The sequence below is a fragment of the Mesorhizobium sp. AR07 genome (assembly GCF_024746815.1).
Lineage (GTDB): Bacteria > Pseudomonadota > Alphaproteobacteria > Rhizobiales > Rhizobiaceae > Mesorhizobium.
Map to the genome: position 1 here is coordinate 2553120 of NZ_CP080525.1, position 17935 is coordinate 2571054.

Below are 17935 nucleotides of genomic sequence, written 5' to 3' on the forward strand. Positions count from 1 at the left end.
CCACGAACCGGTGGATGTTCCGGTTCGTGGCGGCGGTCGAGAGCCCGTCGCCCCTCAGGTGGCCTAAACCGTAGGTGAGCTGGGGCCCGACCGCCTTCTTTGTGAACCCGAACAGTTGCAAGGGGCAAGCCCCCGCACACAAGGAAGGGATTGAGGAGATGGCTGAAGAGACGGTTCAGGACGTCGGTATTGACGTCGCCAAGTGGTGGCTCGATGTGTCGGTGTTTCAGACGCTAGAACGAGCCCGTTTCGACAACGACAAGGACGGCTGGGCCGAGCTGATCAAGTGGCTGACGGGTCGCAATGTGCGCGCCATCGGCATGGAGCCGAGCGGCGGCTATGAGCGCGGTGTGGCCAAGGCGCTGCGCAAGGCGAACCTGCCGGCCAGGAACGTCAATCCGCACAAGCTGCGCCACTATGCCCGCGCCCTTGGCCGGCTGGCCAAGAACGATCGCATCGATGCGCTGCTGATTGCGCGCTACACCGCCGAACTGCCGACCCGGCCGGTGCGCTGTGACCCAATCGCCGAGCAACTCGCCGATCTGGTCGTTGCCCGCAGGCAGCTCAGCGACGACAAGGTCAGCCTCGCCAACCAGCTCGAGCAGATACGCGAGCCGACGGTCAAGCGCATGTTCACCCGGCGGCTGCGGCGCATCGAGCTCGATATCGCTCTGCTTGCCAAACGGATGGCCGAACTCGTCGCCAGCCAGCCAGCGCTCGCGGCCAGGGATCGCCTGATCCAGTCCTTCTGCGGTGCCGGCCCAGTGTTCAGCCACACCGTGCTTGCTCTGGCTCCCGAGATTGGTGAGGCCTCGCGACGAGAGATCGCAGCCCTTGCCGGCCTCGCGCCCTACGACTTCGACACCGGCACTTTCCGAGGCAAGCGCAGCATCTGGGGTGGCCGTCATGACGTGCGCAGGGTGGTCTACATGGCAGCACTCACCGCCAGTCGCTCCAATCCTGTGCTCAAGGCTTTCCATCAGCGCCTCATTGCAAACGGCAAGGCGCCGAAAGTCGCTCTCATCGCCGTCGCGCGAAAGATACTGACCATCCTCAGTGCCATGATCCGAAACAACGAACCGTGGAACCCAGCCCGACCCTGACAAACACAGTTGCTCATCTGGCTGCTGCCATCTTCTCCCCGTGAACGGGGAGAAGGGGCTGTCGCTGCCTTGGCGCTCTTTTCCGCAATGTTGAAAATTGGCGAAAGCCTCAGCGCGGCTTCTTTCTCCCCGTTCTACGGGGAGAAATGCCCGGCAGGGCAATGAGGGGCGGCGCGAACGTCTGCCCCAACGAGTACGCCACAAACTCGTCGCGCCTTCGGAAGGTCTATGCCACCGGCCGGCCTTCGCTGGCTTCCAGGATGGCGAACCATTGCTGGCGGTCGAGCGCGATCTCCAGCGCCTTGACCATGGCGGCCAGCCGCTCCGGCTTCATCGAGCCCAGCACCGGGACAAGCCGCGCCGGATGACGCAACAGCCAGGCGATGGCGACAGCGGCAAGATCGTCGGCACCGATCTCGGCAGCCACCGCCGCAAGCGCTGCCCGCACCCGCGCCTCTCGCCCTTCTTTGCCGGTGAACAGCGAGCCGCCGCCGAGCGGCGACCAGATCATCGGCGCATAGGCAAGACGCTGCGCATGGTCGAGACTGCCGTCGGTCAATGCGGACGTCTTCAGCACCGACATCTCGATCTGGTTGGTGACAAGCGTGAAGGGTAGCCGCGACGCCAGCAAATGGAACTGTGACGGCGTGAAATTGGAAACGCCGACCGCCCGCACCTTGCCGGACTTGACCAGCCCGGCCAGTGCGGCCGCCGTCTCGTCGGCATCCATCAGCGGATCCGGCCGGTGCAGCAGCAGCAGGTCGAGATAATCGGTGTGGAGATTGGCGAGTGAGCGGTCGACCGAGGCGGCGATGTGAGCAGCGCTGGTGTCGTAGTGCTTCAGCCGGTTTTGCGGCCGGTTGTCCGACGCCAGCATGATGTCGCATTTCGAGATCAGTTCGATCTCCTCGCGCTTGCCTTTCCAGCACGTCAGGCCGGCGCCGAAGGCTGCTTCCACCTCGTAATTCCCGTAAATATCGGCATGGTCGAAACTGGTCAGGCCGAGATCGACGGCGGTGCCGATCAGCCGCGCGACCGCCTCGGCATCCGGGCGGGCGGCGCTATCGAGCAGGCGCCAGGCGCCGAAGACCAGCCGCGACAGCGACGGCCCGTTCTTGGTCAGGGCGATACGCCCGTCATGGCTCATATCTGCACTCCATCTTCCGCGACGCCGGTGGTGACATTTCTGATCGCCACCGGCTTTGCCACCTTCGTGACGAAGACGATGAGCGCCAGCACTAGGAAACATGCGCCGACCAGATACGGCGCGCCGCCGAACACCACGGGCGCGTTCGGCCCGGTGAACCAGGAAAAGATCGCCGTGTAGAGCAGCGGCGTGATGATCGAGGTGATCGAGAAGATCGAGGTCATCGCGCCTTGCAGTTCACCCTGCGCCGAGGGCGGCACCTTGGCGGCGGCGAGGCTCCTCAGCGGCGGATCGGCAAGCGCTTCGAGACAGCCGGCGACGATCACCGCATAGACCATCCAGCCTTGCGACGCGAAGGCATAGCCGAAGGCGCTGAGCGCCGTGAAGGCGAGGCCGATCACCGCTGTCTTCCACTCGCCAAGCCTGGGGATCACACGCGGCAGCACCGTCGCCATGACTATGGCGCCGCACAAGCCGAAGGCGCCGAGCGAGAAGCCGATCTGCTGCTCGCTCCAGCCATAGCGGTAACTGGAGACGAACGACCACACCGCCGGATACATCATGTGCCCGAGCGTCATCAGGAAGAAGACAAGCCCGATCCAGCCGATGCCCTTGTATTGGCGCATCTGGAGGAGCGTGCCAACGGGGTTCGCGCGTTTCCACTCGAAGCGGCGGCGGTGCTTGTCATCAAGCGTTTCCGGCAGCAGAAACAGCGCGATCAGGAAGTTCACGAAAGCCAGCCCGGCAGCGAAAAAGAACGGCACGCGCGGCCCGAACGTACCGAGCAGCCCGCCCAGAACCGGCCCGATGACGAAGCCGACGCCAAAAGCGATGCCGAGCAGGCCGAAATTCTTGGCCCGGTTCTCATCGTTCGAGATGTCGGCGATGAACGCGGATGTCGTCGAATAGCTGGCGCCCGAAATGCCGGCCAGCACGCGCCCGATGAACAGCATCGGGTAAGACCAGGCAACGGCACAGATCAGATTGTCGATGGAAAAGGTCAGCACCGAGGCGAGCAGGATCGGCCGTCGTCCGAACCGGTCGCTCAGACCACCCATGATGGGCGCGAAGAAGAACTGCATCGCCGCATAGACGAAGAACAGCCAGCCACCCTCGATCGCTGCTCCGCTGATGCTGACGCCGGTCAACTCCCTGAGATAGGCCGGCAGCACGGGCATGATCATGCCAAAGCCGATGATATCGAGCAGCAGCGTTGTGAAGACGAGCGCAAGGCCCCGTCTGGCGGTTTTGGGGTCGATCATGATGGGTCAAGCTCCTCTGCTCGCCCTGGGGCGCAGGCGGACGCACCTTATAGGCGAGCCCGCTGCCAGGAACAATGCGGGAACAGGCAAGAGTTTTTCATCCTGACATCCCCTGACGGCGCCTTCGCCGTCAGGTCAGTGTCCGGAAACCAGTGTTCAGAGTGGGCCGCTCAGCGTGTTGCAATCCGAAAGCTTGCCGCTCTTGTAGCCGCGCGTCAGCCAGGTCTGCCGCTGCTGCGAGGTGCCGTGGTTGAAGCTTTCCGGCACGACATAGCCCTGCATCTTCTTCTGCAGCGTGTCGTCGCCGATCTGCTTGGCCGCGTTCAGCGCGCTTTCGAAGTCGCCCTGCTCCAATATGCCTTTCTGCGCGGTGTAGTGCGCCCAGACACCCGCGAAACAGTCGGCCTGAAGCTCGATGCGCACCGACAACTGGTTGGCATCGGCTTCGCTCATGCCTTGCCGCATCTGGTTGAACTTGGACATGATGCCGGTCAGGTTCTGCACATGGTGGCCGACCTCATGCGCGATCACATAGGCGCGGGCGAATTCGCCCGAGGCGCCGAACTGCTGGTCCAATTGCTGGAAGAAGGTCATGTCGAGATAGACCTTGTGGTCGCCGGGACAATAGAACGGCCCGGCCGACGACGAGGCCGAGCCGCAGGCCGAGCGGATCTGGCCGCTGAACAGCACCAGCTTCGGATTCTCATAGGTCAACCCTTGAGACTTGAAGATGCCGGTCCAGGTGTCTTCGGTCTCGGCCAGCACGGTGGCGACGAACTGCTTCATCTCGTCATTGGCGGGCGTTCCCGCGCCGCTGTCCTGGCCGCCGCTGTTGTCTGATATCTGGCCGCCGCCCCCCGGCAGCAGTCCGCCATCACCCCCGCCCAGGATCTGCGACGGATCGAAGCCGAAATACCATCCGGCAAGCACCACCAGTATGACCAGGAAGATGCTGCCGCCGCCGCCGGCGCGGCCGCCGATCGGGATGCGGAACTGGCCGGGGCTGCCGCCGCCGAGCCCGCCGCCGCTGTCGCTGCGGTCGTCCTCGATATTGTCACTCTGACGACGGCCTCTCCAGAGCATGGCAACTCCTCGTGCTGCGAACTTCCCAATTGTTCCGGCAAGGCCGGCTCAACCCAACAAACAATTATCGCAATGGTTGCGCCAAGTCACAGCATTTTTCGCGACCCGGACAGTACCGGCATGGCGGCTTGACTGCTCTGGCCGAGACCAGGGAAGGCCTGTAGCATCGCCGCAAACGGAGGGGTGAGCGAGGCTTGAAGACGATCGGTGAATTCCTGTCGCTGCCCGCGGCACTGCTCTGCCTTGGTCTGACAAGTGCCGGCGCGGTGACACTCGATTCCAGTGTCGCAGTCACCGATCCCGCCACCTTGCAGGCGCTGGAGCGTGGCGGTCTGTCGATCAGCCGCCTGCTAGGCCCGGCACTCGGCCTCACCCGCGAGGTCGATAATCGCGGCCTGTTTTCAGTGCCGGCGCTGGCGACGGTGCGCGACATCGTCAAGCTTGAGATCGCCGACGAGCCGAAGACCAGCCCAGACCCCTATGTCGCGGCCATGGCGAAATCGAACGACACCAGCCAGAAATTCAATCCGAAATACATCGACGACGACGGCTCGACACTCGACCTGACCGGCGTCGTCAACCGCATGGACCGGGGCTATCTCGGCCATACCGAGTGCGGCGAGATTCGGCTGATCTACCGTTTCCACTATTCGGTCGCGGAAAAGCCGGCGAAAGGGAAGGCAGGCCAGCGCATCTCCTCGCGCCTGCCGCTGACCATGAGCCTGGTGTTCAACGCCAAGCCCACGCAGGCGCAGGCCCGCGCCTCGAAGGACCTGCCGCGCGCCACGGATGTGTCCTGCTCGGACGTCGCCAATCGCTGGCTTGCCGCCGGGCAGAAGGATCTGTCGCCTGAACAGCTGGCCGCCTGGCTGCGCTCCGACGAAGGGCCGCTGTCCGGCGCCATGCTGAATTCGTCGCAGATCATGCGGCTCGAACTCAACATGCAGGTGCTCAGGCTATCAGCCTCGACGCGGCGCGATTTCGGCGGCCATGCCGAATATCTGCTGAAGATCTTCAAATGGGATCCGGCCAGCTCGAGCTTCTATGAAGCCAAGATGGAGAACCAGATCGACCGAGCGACCGTGCTGGCCGACAAGCCATCCTTCGCCAAATGGCTGCTCACCGACCGCAACATCTATGACCTCGACCATGGCCGGCTGGTCATCGACGAGAAATTCCTGGCCAGGAGCGCCGTCTCCGTCGCGCCCGGCGGGCTGAGCCGGTCGCAGAACAACATCGCCTATGGCCTGGTCGACGACGCCGATATCGACAAGGCGCTCAAGGACTATGTCGTCAGGGGCAACACGCTCACGACCATCAAGTCGGTGGCCGGCTTCGAGCTGCGCCTCAACGAGATGACCTGCACCGGCTGCCACCAGACGCATGGCATCGCTGGCTTCCACTACACCGGCGCCGACCCTGCCCGCGAGTCGCGGCGCAACGCGGTCTTCGTGCCGGGCTCGGCCGTGTTCTTCGCCGACCTGCCGCGCCGCCGCGCCATCGTCGAGCAATTCGCCGCCGGCGGCCACCCGGATTTTACGCGCGGCTTCGCCGCCCGCCCCGACCGGAAATATGCCGAGGCGCTGAAGGGCACCGACCTCTACAATGGCTGGGGCTCGATCTGCTATCGCGGCGAGGATTTAAGCTTCAAGGACTGGAGTTGCGGCGAAGGCCTGCGCTGCGCCGGCGTCCACGAAAGCGCCATCCATCCGGGCTTCGGCACCTGCGTCAGCGAAGCCGGCACGGCGGTCGGCGACCCCGTCGAGTTCGGCGAGATAAAAATGTCGACATGGGGCAACGACCAGTATTGCCGCCTGTCGCCGGCGACCGCCAAGGCATGCGCCATCGATCCGGCGCGGGACAAAAAGCCGGTGGTGAAACTCGCCGGCTATGGCGCCGCGCGCCAGCGTTACGACAATCCGCAGCAGAAGACCGGTGGCTTTCCAGGCGGCATGCTGCGCAAGGCGAGCTGCGACAAGCTGCCAGACGAGGCGACGTGCGGGCGGCTCGCCAAGACGGGCTTCAACGATTGCATTGCGTCGGGCAAGGACCACAAATTCTGCACCAAGGAATTCACCAAGACCGCCGGCCTGCGCGCCTGCGACAAGGCGCATCCCTGCCGCGAGGCTACATCTGCACCGCCGGCTACGATGATCTGCCGCAGGCCAAGCCTGGCGAGGGCACCTGCATCCCGCCCTATTTCATCTTCCAGTTCCGCGTCGACGGCCACCCACGCAGCTGGGTCCAGGATGTCAGGGAGTGAGAGACCGGTTTGCCGGAGGCAAATTGAAAGGTCCAGTGGACCTTTCAAAGGGCTCGAACGCCCGGAGCCAGTGCGGATGGCCAAGCGATACCACCGCAACAAAGACGCCGTGACCACGTTTCATCAAACGGCCTTCGCCTACAGCCGCTGACGTCAGCCTAACAGGCGCCGTTATTCTTTCTGCTTGGCGCCAGCGCTCTTTCCGTCGGAGCTTTTCGAGCGCTCCTCGAAACGCGCGGCGCCCTTCTTCAACGGATGCCCGGTCTCGGCCTCGGTCTTGCGCTCGTCCTTCGCCGCCGCCTGTTTCAGTCCCTTGGCCGCCTGCTTGCCCTTTGCGGTCGGTGCCTGTTCAACGCCCATCACTTCCTCCCTTGGCGCGACAATCGCGCGATGTCAGGAGCAACGTGCATAACGCATAGCGGTTCCGGCGGCTTCGTCGTTCGGGAGACTCGGCGTTGACGTGGCTCAGCGCGTGGCAGTCATTGCCTTGCGGAACGCTTCCAGCGTTTCGGCGCTGACATGGTGCTCGATGCCTTCGGCATCGATGCGCGCCGTCTCGGCACTGACGCCGAGCGAGCGCAAAAAGGCTTCCACCGTCTGGTGGCGGATGCGGCTCTCCTCCGCGACCTTGCGGCCGGCATCGGTCAGGAACACGCCGCGATAGGGTTTTCTCGACACCAGCCCGTCGGCGCATAGCCTGGTCAGCATCTTGGCCACCGTCGGCTGGGCGACGCCCAGGCGTGCCGCGATATCGACCTGGCGCGCCTCGTTGCCATCCTCGATCAGGTCGGCGATCAGCTCGACATAGTCCTCGACCAGCGCGCTGCGGCGCGCTTCGCGCGTCTGCCTGAACCCTTCCGAATGAACGTCGGCGTCAGGCAGCGGCTTTTCGCGCGGGACCGGTCTGTTCTTCAGCGCCAATGCGCGCTCCTCCTGGGAGTTTGGCCGTCCATGCATTTATAGCACGGGCTCTGATTCTTCAGGCCGTTTATTTGCATTCCACCGGAGGTGCAACCGGCGTTTCCGGTTGCGCCTTTTGCGCATTGACCAGGAGTCGAATAAAAAGCACCGACAATGAAATATAGCATATTGCATAATGTTGAGCCATGGCATAGCTTAAGGCAACATCGACACGTCTCGCGGAAAGCCCTCCCTCATGTCCGAAGCCGAAGCCACAGCTGCCCGTTCCTCATGGCGGTTCGCCAGGCCCGAGGACGACGACCAGCCCAGCCTGCGCGAAGTCAATTCGTCCATAGCCGTGCCGAGCTCGGGTGTTTGGTTCCGCCGCCTGTTCGCGTTCATGGGCCCCGGCTACATGGTCTCGGTCGGCTATATGGACCCCGGCAACTGGGCGACCGACCTCGCCGGCGGCGCCCAGTTCGGCTACACGCTGCTGTTCGTCATCATGCTGTCCAACCTGATGGCGATACTGCTGCAGGCGTTGTCCGCCCGCCTTGGCATCGCCACCGGCCGCGACCTCGCCCAGGCCTGTCGCGCCTATTATCCGCGCCCGGTCAATTTCATGCTGTGGATCGCCTGCGAACTGGCCATCATCGCTTGCGACCTGGCCGAGGTCATCGGCACGGCGATCGCGCTGCAACTTCTGTTCGGCATTCCGCTGGTCGGCGGCGCCATATTGACGGCGCTCGACGCCTTCCTCGTGCTTCTCCTGATGAACAAGGGTTTTCGCTATCTCGAAGCCTTCGTCATCGCGCTTTTGATCATCATCTTCAGCTGTTTCGCGATCCAGATCTTTGTCGCCGCCCCGCCGGCCGGCTCGATCCTGCACGCCATGTTCGTGCCGTCATCGCAGATCGTCACCAACCCGGCGATGCTCTACATCGCCATCGGCATCATCGGCGCCACCGTGATGCCGCACAATCTCTATCTGCACTCCTCGATCGTCCAGACCCGCGCCTATGAACGCACCGACAAGGGCAAGCGCGACGCCATCAAATGGGCAACGACGGACTCGACCATTGCGCTGATGCTGGCGCTGTTCGTCAACGCCTCGATCCTGATCGTGTCGGCGGTCGCCTTCCACAACACCGGCCACCAGGATGTCGCCGAAATCGGCCAGGCCTTCGAGCTGCTGTCGCCGCTGCTGGGCTTGAGCATCGCCTCGATCCTGTTCGCCGTGGCGCTGCTGGCTTCCGGCCTGAACTCGACAGTGACGGCGACACTGGCCGGCCAGATCGTCATGGAAGGTTTCCTGCGCCTGCGCATTCCGAATTGGGCGCGACGCCTGCTGACGCGTGGCCTCGCCATCATCCCGGTGGTGGTCGTCACCGCGCTCTACGGCGAAAAGGGCACCGGCCAGCTGCTGGTTTTCAGCCAGGTGATCCTGTCGATGCAGCTGCCCTTCGCGGTCATCCCGCTGGTGCAGTTCGTCTCCGACAAAGAGAAGATGGGCAATTTCGCCATTCCACGCGGCGTCGCCGCGCTGGCCTGGATGGTCGCCGCCATCATCCTGGTGCTCAACTTCAAGCTGCTCTACGACACCATGTTCGGGATCGGCTGATCTGGCTTACCGAGAAATCGAGGGCCTTGCGGGAGGAGGAGGAAACCCGCGACAAATCGGCAATCCGCGCTATCTTCTCCCGCGTCATGACCAGGATCGAAGACATCAGGAAATTCTACGCGCGGCTGATGGCCGCCAATGTCGCCTCGCCCGATCCGCGCCTGGAGGCGGTTTTCGCCGAGGTGCCGCGCGAGGCCTTTCTCGGTCCCGGACCGTGGACGATCATCGCCGGCAGCGGCAAGATCACGACGCCGAGCGCCGATCCGGCGCACATCTATCAGAACGTGCTGGTGGCGCTCGACGCCGACAAGGGCATCAACAATGGCGAGCCGTTCCTGCACGCCATGTGGATCGGAAAGGTTGCACCGAAACCCGGCGAGGCCGTTTGCCACATCGGCGCCGGTACCGGCTACTACACGGCAGTGCTGGCCAGGCTGGTTTCATCAGGCGGCACCGTCACCGCTTACGAACTCGACAGCAGCCTGGCCGTGCAGGCGCGACAAAACCTCGAAGCCTATGGCAATGTGACCGTTGTCCATGGCGATGCCGTGACGACGCCCTTGCCGCCATCCGACATCATTTATGTCAATGCCGGCGTGGTCGCCCCGCCGGCCGGATGGCTGAAGGCGATGCGGCCGCGCGGTCGCATGATCTTTCCCTGGCGCCCGGCCGAGCGCGTCCCGCTGGCGGTGATGGTGACCCGGACCGAACAAGGCTTCGCCTGCGATCCATTCATGCGCTCGTGGTTCATTCCCTGTGTCGGTGCCTCGGTTGCAGACCCTGCGGCAAAGATCCCGACGCGCAACCAAGCCGCGCGCAGCCGCTCGATCTGGCTGACACAGGACAAGGCGCCGGACCGCACCGCCACCGCCATCTTCGGCGGTGTCTGGTTCTCGTCGCGCAGTCTCGATGCCAAGCCTCGCAACTGACGCATCGACGGCGGGCTTGCCAGCGAAATTTCGCATGCGGTGTCGGACGGGCGACCGGTCGCCCGTCCTTGGGCTGAAGTCCGGCCACGACGGTGTGGATTGAAAAACGGGAGCATAAAATGAGAAAGATCACCGCCACGACATTCGTCAGCCTCGACGGGGTCATGCAGGCACCGGGCGGTCCGGAAGAGGACCCGGTCGGCGGCTTCGAGTTCGGCGGCTGGACGTTCCACTATTGGGACGATGCCATGGGCGCCTTCATGGGCGAGACCTTCACCAAGCCCTTCGACCTGCTGCTCGGCCGCAAGACCTACGATATCTTCGCCGCCCATTGGCCATACCAGGACAACGACCCGATCGCCGAGAGCTTCAACGCCGTCACCAAATATGTGGCGACGCACCGGCACGACACCCTGACCTGGAACAACAGCCAGTCGCTTGGCGACGGCGTCGTGGCAACGCTGCGCAAGCTGAAGCAAGAGAACGGCCCGGACCTGCTCATCCAGGGTTCGAGCGACCTGATCCAGACCTTGCTCGCCAACGACCTGATCGACGAGGTCAGCCTGCTGATCTTCCCGCTTGTGCTGGGCAAGGGCAAGCGCCTGTTCGGCAACGGCACGCTGCCTTCCACCCTCAAGCTGACCCGCTCGCAGGCCTCGAGCACCGGCGTCATCATGGCGACCTATGAGCGCGGCGGCAAGATCAAGACCGGGTCGTTTGCGCCGGAGGAGCCGTCCGAGGCAGAGATCGAGCGACGCAAGAACTGGAAGTAGCGAGAGCGGTTGCAGGACCTGGGTTCCTCGCCCCGCCAGAGCGGGAGAGGTGGCCGCGAAGCGGTCGGAGAGGGGTTTTCGTAGGGCGAATGCCGTGCAGGAACTTGCTCATCGTCGCGCCAGCCCCCTCTCCGTCTCGGCTGCGCCGAGCCACCTCTCCCCCACTCCGTGGGGGCGAGGAACCCAAGTTCTCTCAAGCCGCCTGCGGCCTTCGCGCCAGCTCATCGCGGATGTGCCGCGCGAATCGCTCGGTTCCCTTGCTGGTCGGCAGCGCTGCTGGCCTCGCCACCGTGACGGGAGCGGCCGCCGCCGGGCTCGCCGGGCTGCTGCTTGCCGTGCCCTCGCTGCAACTGGCGATGAAGATCATCGGCTCGCTCTATCTCGTCTGGCTGGCGATCAAGATCGGCCGCAGCGGGCCGCCCGATCTGGACGTGACCATGGCCAGACCGAACAGCTTTCTCGGCGGCGCCGGCATCCAATGGATGAACCCCAAAGGCTGGGCGATGGGGCTGGGTGCCGCGGCCTCGTTCGCGGCTTTGGCCAGCGGCCCGCTGCAACTCGCGCTGTTGCTCGGCGTCACTTTCGGCCTGGCAGCGGCTGCCTCGCTGTCGCTGTGGTGTGTGGCCGGAATGGTGCTTGCCCGGCTGCTCAAGACCGAGTGGCAATGGCGCGCGCTGAACGTCGTGCTTGCGCTGGTGCTTGCCGCCTCGATCATTCCGATGTGGCGGTCGGGGTAGACGGGAAGAGGATGGGTTCCTCGCCCCAGCAAAGCGGGGGAGAGGTGGCCGCGAAGCGGCCGGAGAGGGGGCCTTCGTAGGGAAATGGGTCTCAAAATTTGATTGCGTCGCGCCAGTCCCCCTCTCCGTCTCGGCTCCGCCGAGCCACCTCTCCCCCATTTTATGGGGGCGAGGAACCCAAGTCCTGTAAGGTCGGCGCAGTACCCCCACCCGGACCTTCGGTCCGACCTCCCCACAAGGGGGAGGTGGGGAGCGCACCTTTCCACGCCTCAAGGGATAGCGTGACCTTACCCTCCCCCTTGTGGGGAGGGTCGCTGCGAAGCAGCGGGGTGGGGGTACCAGTTCGCGAAGCGAACCAGCCCTCCTCGCTCAGTCCCTCAAGCCGCGTAGCGGGCGGCCGGCTTGTCGGCATGCAGGCTGCCGTAGAAGGCTTGCCGCGCGCCGAGGAAAGTGTCTAGCTTGGTGGCGTCGGCAAGCCCCGGCACGGTGACAGATTCGCCTTTGGCCAGGCCGACAAGTGCCGCATCGACCAGATCACCGGCCGTCATGACGATCTCCTTCGGAAGGGTATCGATATCGCTGCCGGCAAGCTCCCAGAAATCGGTCCGGGTCGCGCCCGGCAACACGACCTGCACCTTCACCTCGGTATCGGCGACTTCGCGCTGCAGGGCCTCGGTGAAGTTGACGACATAGGCCTTGGTGCCGCTGTAGATGCCGCCGAACGAAGTGTCGAAGGCGAGTACCGAGGCGATGTTGACGATGGCGCCACGGTTGCGCGCCACCAGCCCGGGCAGGACTGCGCGGGTCAGGCGTGTCAAGGCGATGACATTGACCTTGATCATGCGTTCGGCCGCGTCGGCGTCGGCAGTCGCCACCACCTGCTGGCCGCCAAGGCCGGCATTGTTGACCAGCAGCGTCACGCTGTCGTCGGCGGCGATCGCTTGCTCGACGCGGCGGACGTCATCGTCGTCGGACAGATCGGCGCTGATCACGTTGACCTTGTGGCTGTAGGCATAGCGCAACTTCTCAGCCAGTTCCTCAAGCCGGTCGGCGCGCCGCGCCACCAGCACCAGGTCATAACCCTGTCCTGCTAGCCGATCCGCATAGACCGCGCCGATGCCCGATGAAGCCCCGGTGACGACCGCCGTGCCCTTGTTGCTCTGTCCACTCATTGTCCTGTTCCTTCTTCGACTGATTTGCTTCGCTTCAACTTGGCCACCGGCTCCGTGGGCAACCGCCCTCGCCTTGCCGGCAAAGCCATTTGATTTCATTTAGTGGCATATACCACTAATATGAAGTAGGCATATGCCACTATCTTGTCAACGATCGGAACGCGGATTATTTGTGAAGGCAACGGTCGGGCATCATGTCGCCGCCGCCGAGAGAAAAAATGCCGAAAGACACCCTGCCCGGCCTGACACTGTGCAACAACGCGATGCTGCGTCGCGCGGCGCGCAAGCTCGGCCAGTTCTATGATGATGTGCTTGCGCCCTCTGGGCTCAAGGCCACGCAGCAAGGCCTGCTCTATCAGATCCATATCGGCGGCGAGCCGGCGATGGGTGCCATTGCCGCGTCCCTGATCATGGACCTTTCGGCGCTCGGCCATACGCTGAAGCCGCTGATCCGCGACGGCTATGTCGAGACCTTCGCCGATCCGGACGATCGCCGCATCAAGCGCGTGCGGCTGACGCCGCGGGGTCTGGTCAAGCTCGATGAGGTGATGAAGCTTTGGCACATCGCCCAGCAGCGTTTCGAGGACGTGGTCGGCAAGGATCAGGCGGAAAAGCTGCGCGCGGTGCTGGGCGACATCACCGCGCTGGATTTCGATCTGCCGCCGGCCAGCTAAGGCAGCCGACAGCTTTCGAAGAGATTATTCGGCCGGCATGGCGACCGGCCGCGCCGCCCAGCGGCCGGCCAGCACAATGCCAAGCCCGATCAACGGGAAGGCGGCGGCAATCAGGCCGAGATCGGCCGGCGCGCCGTAGCGCAGCACGGCGCCACCGACCACGGCGCCCAGCGCCACGCCGAGATAGAGCGCCGAGCCGTTGAGCGACAGCACGATCGGGGCGGCGTCGGGCGCCAGCTTGATGATGCGGCTGGCCTGCGCCGGCGGGAACGCCCAGCCGACGATGCCCCACGGCACCATCATCGCCATCAGCGCCGGCCCGGCAATATGCGGCGGCAGGAAGGTCGGGATGACCGACAGCATCACCAGCATGGCGGCGCTCAGCGTCAGCGACCAGCCGACGGTACGTGTTGCGCCGAACCGGTCGGCTGCCTGGCCGCCGGCAATGTTGCCGATGACGGCGCCGACACCGAAGGCGAGCAGCATGCCGGGCAGCGCGATCTGGCTCAGCCCGCCGCCCTCGATGGCGAGCGGCGCGACATAGGCAAAGACGGTGAAGGCGCCGGTCAGCGCCAGCAACGTCGTCAAAAGGATCGGCATCACGCCGGGACGCATGGCCGCCGCCAGCCTGCGCTTCAGGGGCAGCTTGGTGCCGACGATGCCGCGCGGCAGCCGGTACCACAGGATGGCACCGGCAAGCGCGCCGAGCCCGGCGATGGCATAGAACGTGCCGCGCCAGCCGGCAAAGGCCGCGACCAATGCGCCGAGCGGCGCGCCGACCGCGACAGCCACGGTGGTGCCGCCGACGACGACGGCAATGGCGCGGGCCCGATGATGATCATCGACCAGCGCCACCGCCGTTCCCTGCGCGGTAGCGGCGAACAGGCCCGACGACAGTGCCATGATGATGCGTGCGATCAGCAAGAGTTCGAAGGTGGAGCTCAAGGCCGCGGCGATGTTGCCGATGACGAAGAACACCAGCGTCCACAGGATGACGCGGCGGCGGTCCCATTCGCCGGTCAGCGTCGCCAGGACCGGCGTGCCGATCGCATAGGCGAGCGCGAAGGCGGTGATCAGCGTGCCGGCCAGTGGAATGGAGATGCCGGCGTCCGCCGCGATATCGGGCAGAAGGCTGGAGATGACGAAGCCTTCGGTCGAGATCGTGAACGATCCGAGCGCAAGCCAGAAGAGGCGCTTGTCCATAGGGCGGTGTCCTTAGTTCAAAAGCTATTGAACAATTGGATATAGCAGGCCATGATGTCAATGAAGCCAGGGGAAAATAGCTAAACTCTCCTGACAGCCCTATGTCAGTACGGCCAGTCAGCACAGGGATCGAAACGGAAGAAACAGTGTGTACGGACAAGCAAGGGCGGATGCGTTGAAATCAGCCCGAACTGTGCTTAGGTTCCTGCCATGACCTTGCCACACCCCAACACCGACCAGATCAGCCTGCCGATCGTGCTCGGCGTGCTGGGCGACCCGACGCGGCTCGCCATCGTGCGCTATCTCGCCAGCAAGGAAGGCGTTGCGCTGAACTGCAGCCAGTTCCTCGACCTCGGTTCGAAGACCAATCTCAGCTACCACCTTGCCAAGCTGCGCGAGGCCGGCGTCACCCGCGCCGAGGTGGTCGGCACCAACCGGATGATCACGCTGCGCCGCGCCGACCTCGACGCCCGCTTCCCCGGCCTGCTCGACAGCGTCATCGCCGCGGCCGGAGACGATCCCGCGCTGCCCGCGGTCGGCGGTCACGATATCGATATCCACGCGTAGGTACGACGCGCCTTCACAGAACTTGGGTTCCTCGCCCCCGCCAAAGCGGGGGAGAGGTGTCTCGGCGCAGCCGAGACGGAGAGGGGGACCTTGACGCTCCCCAATCGTTCAAGGAAGTTTGGTTTTACCTCGACGCGCCAAGAGCCCCCTCTCCGGCCGCTTCGCGGCCACCTCTCCCCCACTTCCGTGGGGGCGAGGAAACGCAGCTTCACCCACGGAGCCACCCAAAAATGCGCATTGCCGTCCTCGCCGATATCCACGGCAATGTGCTGGCGCTGGACGCCGTGCTCGAGGATTTGGCGCAGCGCGGCGGCGCCGACCTGACCGTCAATCTCGGCGACAGCGTTTCCGGCCCGCTCTGGCCGCGCGAGACGTTTGCGCGGCTAGAGGCGCTGAACCTGCCGACGGTGCGCGGCAACCATGACCGCCGCGTCGCGGCCGACCCGGCCGACGAGACCCTGTGGGCTTCCGATGTCTACGCTCAGGAACGGCTGACGCAGGCGCAGCGCGAGGCGCTGTTCGCCCAGCCGCTGACCCTGGATCGCGCCGGGCGTCATCGCTTTCCACGCCCGCCCGGACCATGACGAGAAATACCTCGCCGATGCGATTGTCGATGGCCAGTTGGTGCGCGCGCCGTTGGCGGCGATCCGGCGCCGGCTGAAAGCGCTCGACCCGGCCTGCCGCATCGCGCTGTGTGGCCATAGCCACCGGGCAGAACTGATCCGCATCCCCGATGGTCCGGTCATTTTCAATCCCGGCAGCATCGGCTGCCCCGCCTATGACGATGCGACCCCACCGGCGCATGTCTCGGAGCAGGGCTCACCGCATGCGCGCTATGGCATCGTCAAATTGGGTGGCGCGGGCCAACCCGATCGCTTCGAGACCATCGCCGTCGACTACGATCACGAAGCGGCGGCGCGGCAGGCCGAACAGGCGGGTCGGCCGGAATGGGCTCACGCGCTCAGGACGGGATTCATGTCAGGCTGAACGCACTTTGCGTTCATGCCGCCCGGCTGAACTGGTTCATCCCCGGCTGAACTGGTTCATGCCCGGCTGAACGCGCCTGCGTTCATACCGCCCAACTGAACTCATTCACGGTCCATCGGACAGGGCAGCAGCTGGCACGGACGAAACGGCGTTCGAATTTTCGGGCTTACATGGCGGCGCGTCGTCCCCTATAAAACCGGCCAGGCATACGGCGGGGCTCGACCTGCCGTGGCATGGAATTGAGTATCAGCGCACGGCCAAATGATGAGGCGCACAGTTACGCTCCGAACAACCTTGCACGCGCTGATTGCCGCTCCGCTGCTGATGGCGGCATGGCCGGCCATCGCCCCCGCCACGGCCGAAGAGGCGCCGGATCTCGTCATCTCCATCGTCATCGGCCTGGCGCCGGACGATCTTCTCAATGTGCGCACCACAGCATCGCCGATCGCCAAGGTCGAGACGCGCCTGGTCGGCGGTGAAAGCGTCACCAATCTCGGCTGCAACGACATCAACGGCTACAAATGGTGCAAGATCGAGAGCACCGGCAAGGTGAAGCTGAGCGGATGGGCGCCGGCGCGCTACCTCATCCCTCTCAATCCGGCCCCCTATGTCGAAGGCGAGACTAAACCGGCCGATGCGCCGGCGGTCGCGGCAAACAACGAAGTCGCCGCCGATACGGGCGGCGACGCTGCTACCCAACCGCCACCCGACCTTACGGCGCGGCTGGGAGGCGTGGCTCATCCGGCCGCCTCCGAAACGCCGGTAAAGTCCGCCGCCACCACCGCCATGCAGGATGCCTACGGCCTTGCACTGGCGGCGACTGAAACCGCGCCAACCGGACAGATCCCGGACCCTGTCCAGGATGCGGCACCCGCCGGCGATTCCGGCACGGCAACGGCGCAGGACGCGGCGCAGGCAGGATCAATTCCCGTTCCCACGCCGCGCCCCGAACCGGCAGGTGCCGGGCCTGCCGTCGACACACAAACCGTCGCCGAACTGCCGCCGCAGCCCACCGCACTCGCCGGTGGCGCCGTCGAGATTCCCTGCGCCCGCTATGTCGGCCAGCCGATGGCCGGCTGCGCCGCGAATGTCGTGCACACCGGCGCCGGCAAGGCCGACGTCACCGTGACCTGGCCCGATGGCGGCACGCGCGTCATCTCCTTCTCCGCCGGCCAGCCGGCCGGCGCCGACGCGGGCGGCGACTTCCGCTTCACCCGCGAAGGCAGCCTCAACATGATCCGCATTGGCGTTTCCGAACGCTTCGAGATCACCGACAAGCTGGTGCTGGGGGATTAGTTTTTAGGGGAGTAAGGGAATAGGGGAATAAGGGAGCATGTTTTAGAGCGCCTCGAACCTCACCTACTCCCCTACTCCCCTACTCCCCTACTCCTACCCGCATTTTCGGGGTTACATCGGGCAAACTCTTCCCTATAAGGCCCTCCTAGCCTGATACCAGAATCGCGAGCACAACCGGCCGGGTCTTCCCGTCCCGGTTTTTTGTGCAAGCCGCCCGC

General features: G+C 64.6%; 16 protein-coding genes and 1 pseudogene. 10 read left to right on the forward strand and 7 right to left on the reverse strand.

Annotated features, from left to right (window positions below):
* The first annotated feature begins 158 nt into the window (after positions 1-158).
* Entirely contained in the window at positions 159-1103 is a 945-nt protein-coding gene (locus BPNPMPFG_RS13120; RefSeq protein WP_258590634.1) for an IS110 family RNA-guided transposase, read from the forward strand.
* Between the two features lie 226 nt (positions 1104-1329).
* On the opposite strand, the gene BPNPMPFG_RS13125 is transcribed toward BPNPMPFG_RS13120, so the two are convergent.
* The 3 genes from BPNPMPFG_RS13125 to ypfJ all read right to left on the reverse strand — a co-directional run bounded on the left by BPNPMPFG_RS13125 (position 1330) and on the right by ypfJ (position 4595).
* Positions 1330-2250, reverse strand: coding sequence for an aldo/keto reductase (locus tag BPNPMPFG_RS13125; RefSeq protein ID WP_258595811.1), 921 nt, complete (start codon positions 2248-2250; stop codon positions 1330-1332).
* On the reverse strand, positions 2247-3512 hold the full coding sequence (locus BPNPMPFG_RS13130; protein WP_258595812.1) for a TCR/Tet family MFS transporter: 1266 nt from the start codon (positions 3510-3512) through the stop codon (positions 2247-2249). Before BPNPMPFG_RS13130 ends, BPNPMPFG_RS13125 begins: the two co-directional genes overlap by 4 nt.
* A gap of 156 nt (positions 3513-3668) precedes the next feature.
* On the reverse strand, positions 3669-4595 hold the full coding sequence (ypfJ, locus tag BPNPMPFG_RS13135) for a KPN_02809 family neutral zinc metallopeptidase (protein ID WP_258595813.1): 927 nt from the start codon (positions 4593-4595) through the stop codon (positions 3669-3671).
* A 194-nt stretch (positions 4596-4789) separates the two neighbouring features.
* On the opposite strand from ypfJ, the gene BPNPMPFG_RS13140 reads away from it, so the two are divergent.
* Positions 4790-7009 (forward strand): hypothetical protein, encoded by a 2220-nt coding sequence (locus tag BPNPMPFG_RS13140; RefSeq protein WP_258595814.1) that lies wholly within the window; start codon positions 4790-4792, stop codon positions 7007-7009.
* A gap of 20 nt (positions 7010-7029) precedes the next feature.
* Here BPNPMPFG_RS13140 and BPNPMPFG_RS13145 read toward each other — a convergent pair whose 3' ends face one another.
* Together BPNPMPFG_RS13145 and mntR are read right to left on the reverse strand one after the other, a co-directional pair.
* Complete coding sequence (locus BPNPMPFG_RS13145) at positions 7030-7218, reverse strand: hypothetical protein (RefSeq protein ID WP_258595815.1); 189 nt, start codon at positions 7216-7218, stop codon at positions 7030-7032.
* A 105-nt stretch (positions 7219-7323) separates the two neighbouring features.
* On the reverse strand, positions 7324-7779 hold the full coding sequence (mntR, locus tag BPNPMPFG_RS13150; protein WP_258595816.1) for a manganese-binding transcriptional regulator MntR: 456 nt from the start codon (positions 7777-7779) through the stop codon (positions 7324-7326).
* A gap of 235 nt (positions 7780-8014) precedes the next feature.
* Between mntR and BPNPMPFG_RS13155 the strand changes: the two genes are divergently transcribed.
* From BPNPMPFG_RS13155 to BPNPMPFG_RS13170, 4 genes are all read left to right on the forward strand, one after another.
* Complete coding sequence (locus tag BPNPMPFG_RS13155) at positions 8015-9379, forward strand: Nramp family divalent metal transporter (protein ID WP_258595818.1); 1365 nt, start codon at positions 8015-8017, stop codon at positions 9377-9379.
* Positions 9380-9465: 86 nt separating this feature from the next.
* Positions 9466-10308: a protein-L-isoaspartate O-methyltransferase family protein gene (locus BPNPMPFG_RS13160; RefSeq protein WP_258596733.1), complete on the forward strand. Its 843-nt coding sequence runs from the start codon at positions 9466-9468 to the stop codon at positions 10306-10308.
* Positions 10309-10427: 119 nt separating this feature from the next.
* On the forward strand, positions 10428-11081 hold the full coding sequence (locus BPNPMPFG_RS13165) for a dihydrofolate reductase family protein (protein ID WP_258595820.1): 654 nt from the start codon (positions 10428-10430) through the stop codon (positions 11079-11081).
* Between the two features lie 230 nt (positions 11082-11311).
* Positions 11312-11818, forward strand: coding sequence for a LysE family translocator (locus BPNPMPFG_RS13170; protein ID WP_258595821.1), 507 nt, complete (start codon positions 11312-11314; stop codon positions 11816-11818).
* A 377-nt stretch (positions 11819-12195) separates the two neighbouring features.
* Here BPNPMPFG_RS13170 and BPNPMPFG_RS13175 read toward each other — a convergent pair whose 3' ends face one another.
* A complete protein-coding gene (locus BPNPMPFG_RS13175; RefSeq protein ID WP_258595822.1) occupies positions 12196-12990 on the reverse strand; it encodes an SDR family NAD(P)-dependent oxidoreductase in 795 nt (264 codons plus the stop codon).
* Between the two features lie 218 nt (positions 12991-13208).
* Here BPNPMPFG_RS13175 and BPNPMPFG_RS13180 point away from each other — a divergent pair, with 218 nt between their 5' ends.
* Entirely contained in the window at positions 13209-13664 is a 456-nt protein-coding gene (locus BPNPMPFG_RS13180; protein WP_258595823.1) for a MarR family winged helix-turn-helix transcriptional regulator, read from the forward strand.
* Between the two features lie 24 nt (positions 13665-13688).
* On the opposite strand, the gene BPNPMPFG_RS13185 is transcribed toward BPNPMPFG_RS13180, so the two are convergent.
* Positions 13689-14867, reverse strand: a complete 1179-nt coding sequence (locus BPNPMPFG_RS13185; protein WP_258595824.1) for an MFS transporter — start codon at positions 14865-14867, stop codon at positions 13689-13691.
* Positions 14868-15077: 210 nt separating this feature from the next.
* Here BPNPMPFG_RS13185 and BPNPMPFG_RS13190 point away from each other — a divergent pair, with 210 nt between their 5' ends.
* The 3 genes and pseudogenes from BPNPMPFG_RS13190 (at position 15078) to BPNPMPFG_RS13205 (ending at position 17717) form a co-directional block, all read left to right on the forward strand.
* A complete protein-coding gene (locus tag BPNPMPFG_RS13190) occupies positions 15078-15434 on the forward strand; it encodes an ArsR/SmtB family transcription factor (protein ID WP_258595825.1) in 357 nt (118 codons plus the stop codon).
* A 230-nt stretch (positions 15435-15664) separates the two neighbouring features.
* A pseudogene (locus tag BPNPMPFG_RS42905) lies at positions 15665-16421 on the forward strand (metallophosphoesterase family protein).
* 261 nt (positions 16422-16682) lie between these two features.
* Positions 16683-17717 (forward strand): SH3 domain-containing protein, encoded by a 1035-nt coding sequence (locus BPNPMPFG_RS13205; protein ID WP_258595828.1) that lies wholly within the window; start codon positions 16683-16685, stop codon positions 17715-17717.
* Positions 17718-17935: the final 218 nt, after the last annotated feature.

Excerpts from the sequence above, each read along its gene's own strand:
- BPNPMPFG_RS13120 (WP_258590634.1), top strand. The coding sequence starts at position 159 with ATGGCTGAAGAGACGGTTCAGGACGTCGGTATTGACGTCGCCAAGTGG.
- BPNPMPFG_RS13125 (WP_258595811.1), bottom strand. The coding sequence starts at position 2,250 with ATGAGCCATGACGGGCGTATCGCCCTGACCAAGAACGGGCCGTCGCTG.
- BPNPMPFG_RS13130 (WP_258595812.1), bottom strand. The coding sequence starts at position 3,512 with ATGATCGACCCCAAAACCGCCAGACGGGGCCTTGCGCTCGTCTTCACA.
- ypfJ (WP_258595813.1), bottom strand. The coding sequence starts at position 4,595 with ATGCTCTGGAGAGGCCGTCGTCAGAGTGACAATATCGAGGACGACCGC.
- BPNPMPFG_RS13145 (WP_258595815.1), bottom strand. The coding sequence starts at position 7,218 with ATGGGCGTTGAACAGGCACCGACCGCAAAGGGCAAGCAGGCGGCCAAG.
- BPNPMPFG_RS13155 (WP_258595818.1), top strand. The coding sequence starts at position 8,015 with ATGTCCGAAGCCGAAGCCACAGCTGCCCGTTCCTCATGGCGGTTCGCC.
- BPNPMPFG_RS13160 (WP_258596733.1), top strand. The coding sequence starts at position 9,466 with ATGACCAGGATCGAAGACATCAGGAAATTCTACGCGCGGCTGATGGCC.
- BPNPMPFG_RS13165 (WP_258595820.1), top strand. The coding sequence starts at position 10,428 with ATGAGAAAGATCACCGCCACGACATTCGTCAGCCTCGACGGGGTCATG.
- BPNPMPFG_RS13170 (WP_258595821.1), top strand. The coding sequence starts at position 11,312 with ATGTGCCGCGCGAATCGCTCGGTTCCCTTGCTGGTCGGCAGCGCTGCT.
- BPNPMPFG_RS13175 (WP_258595822.1), bottom strand. The coding sequence starts at position 12,990 with ATGAGTGGACAGAGCAACAAGGGCACGGCGGTCGTCACCGGGGCTTCA.
- BPNPMPFG_RS13180 (WP_258595823.1), top strand. The coding sequence starts at position 13,209 with ATGCCGAAAGACACCCTGCCCGGCCTGACACTGTGCAACAACGCGATG.
- BPNPMPFG_RS13185 (WP_258595824.1), bottom strand. The coding sequence starts at position 14,867 with ATGGACAAGCGCCTCTTCTGGCTTGCGCTCGGATCGTTCACGATCTCG.
- BPNPMPFG_RS13190 (WP_258595825.1), top strand. The coding sequence starts at position 15,078 with ATGACCTTGCCACACCCCAACACCGACCAGATCAGCCTGCCGATCGTG.
- BPNPMPFG_RS13205 (WP_258595828.1), top strand. The coding sequence starts at position 16,683 with ATGATGAGGCGCACAGTTACGCTCCGAACAACCTTGCACGCGCTGATT.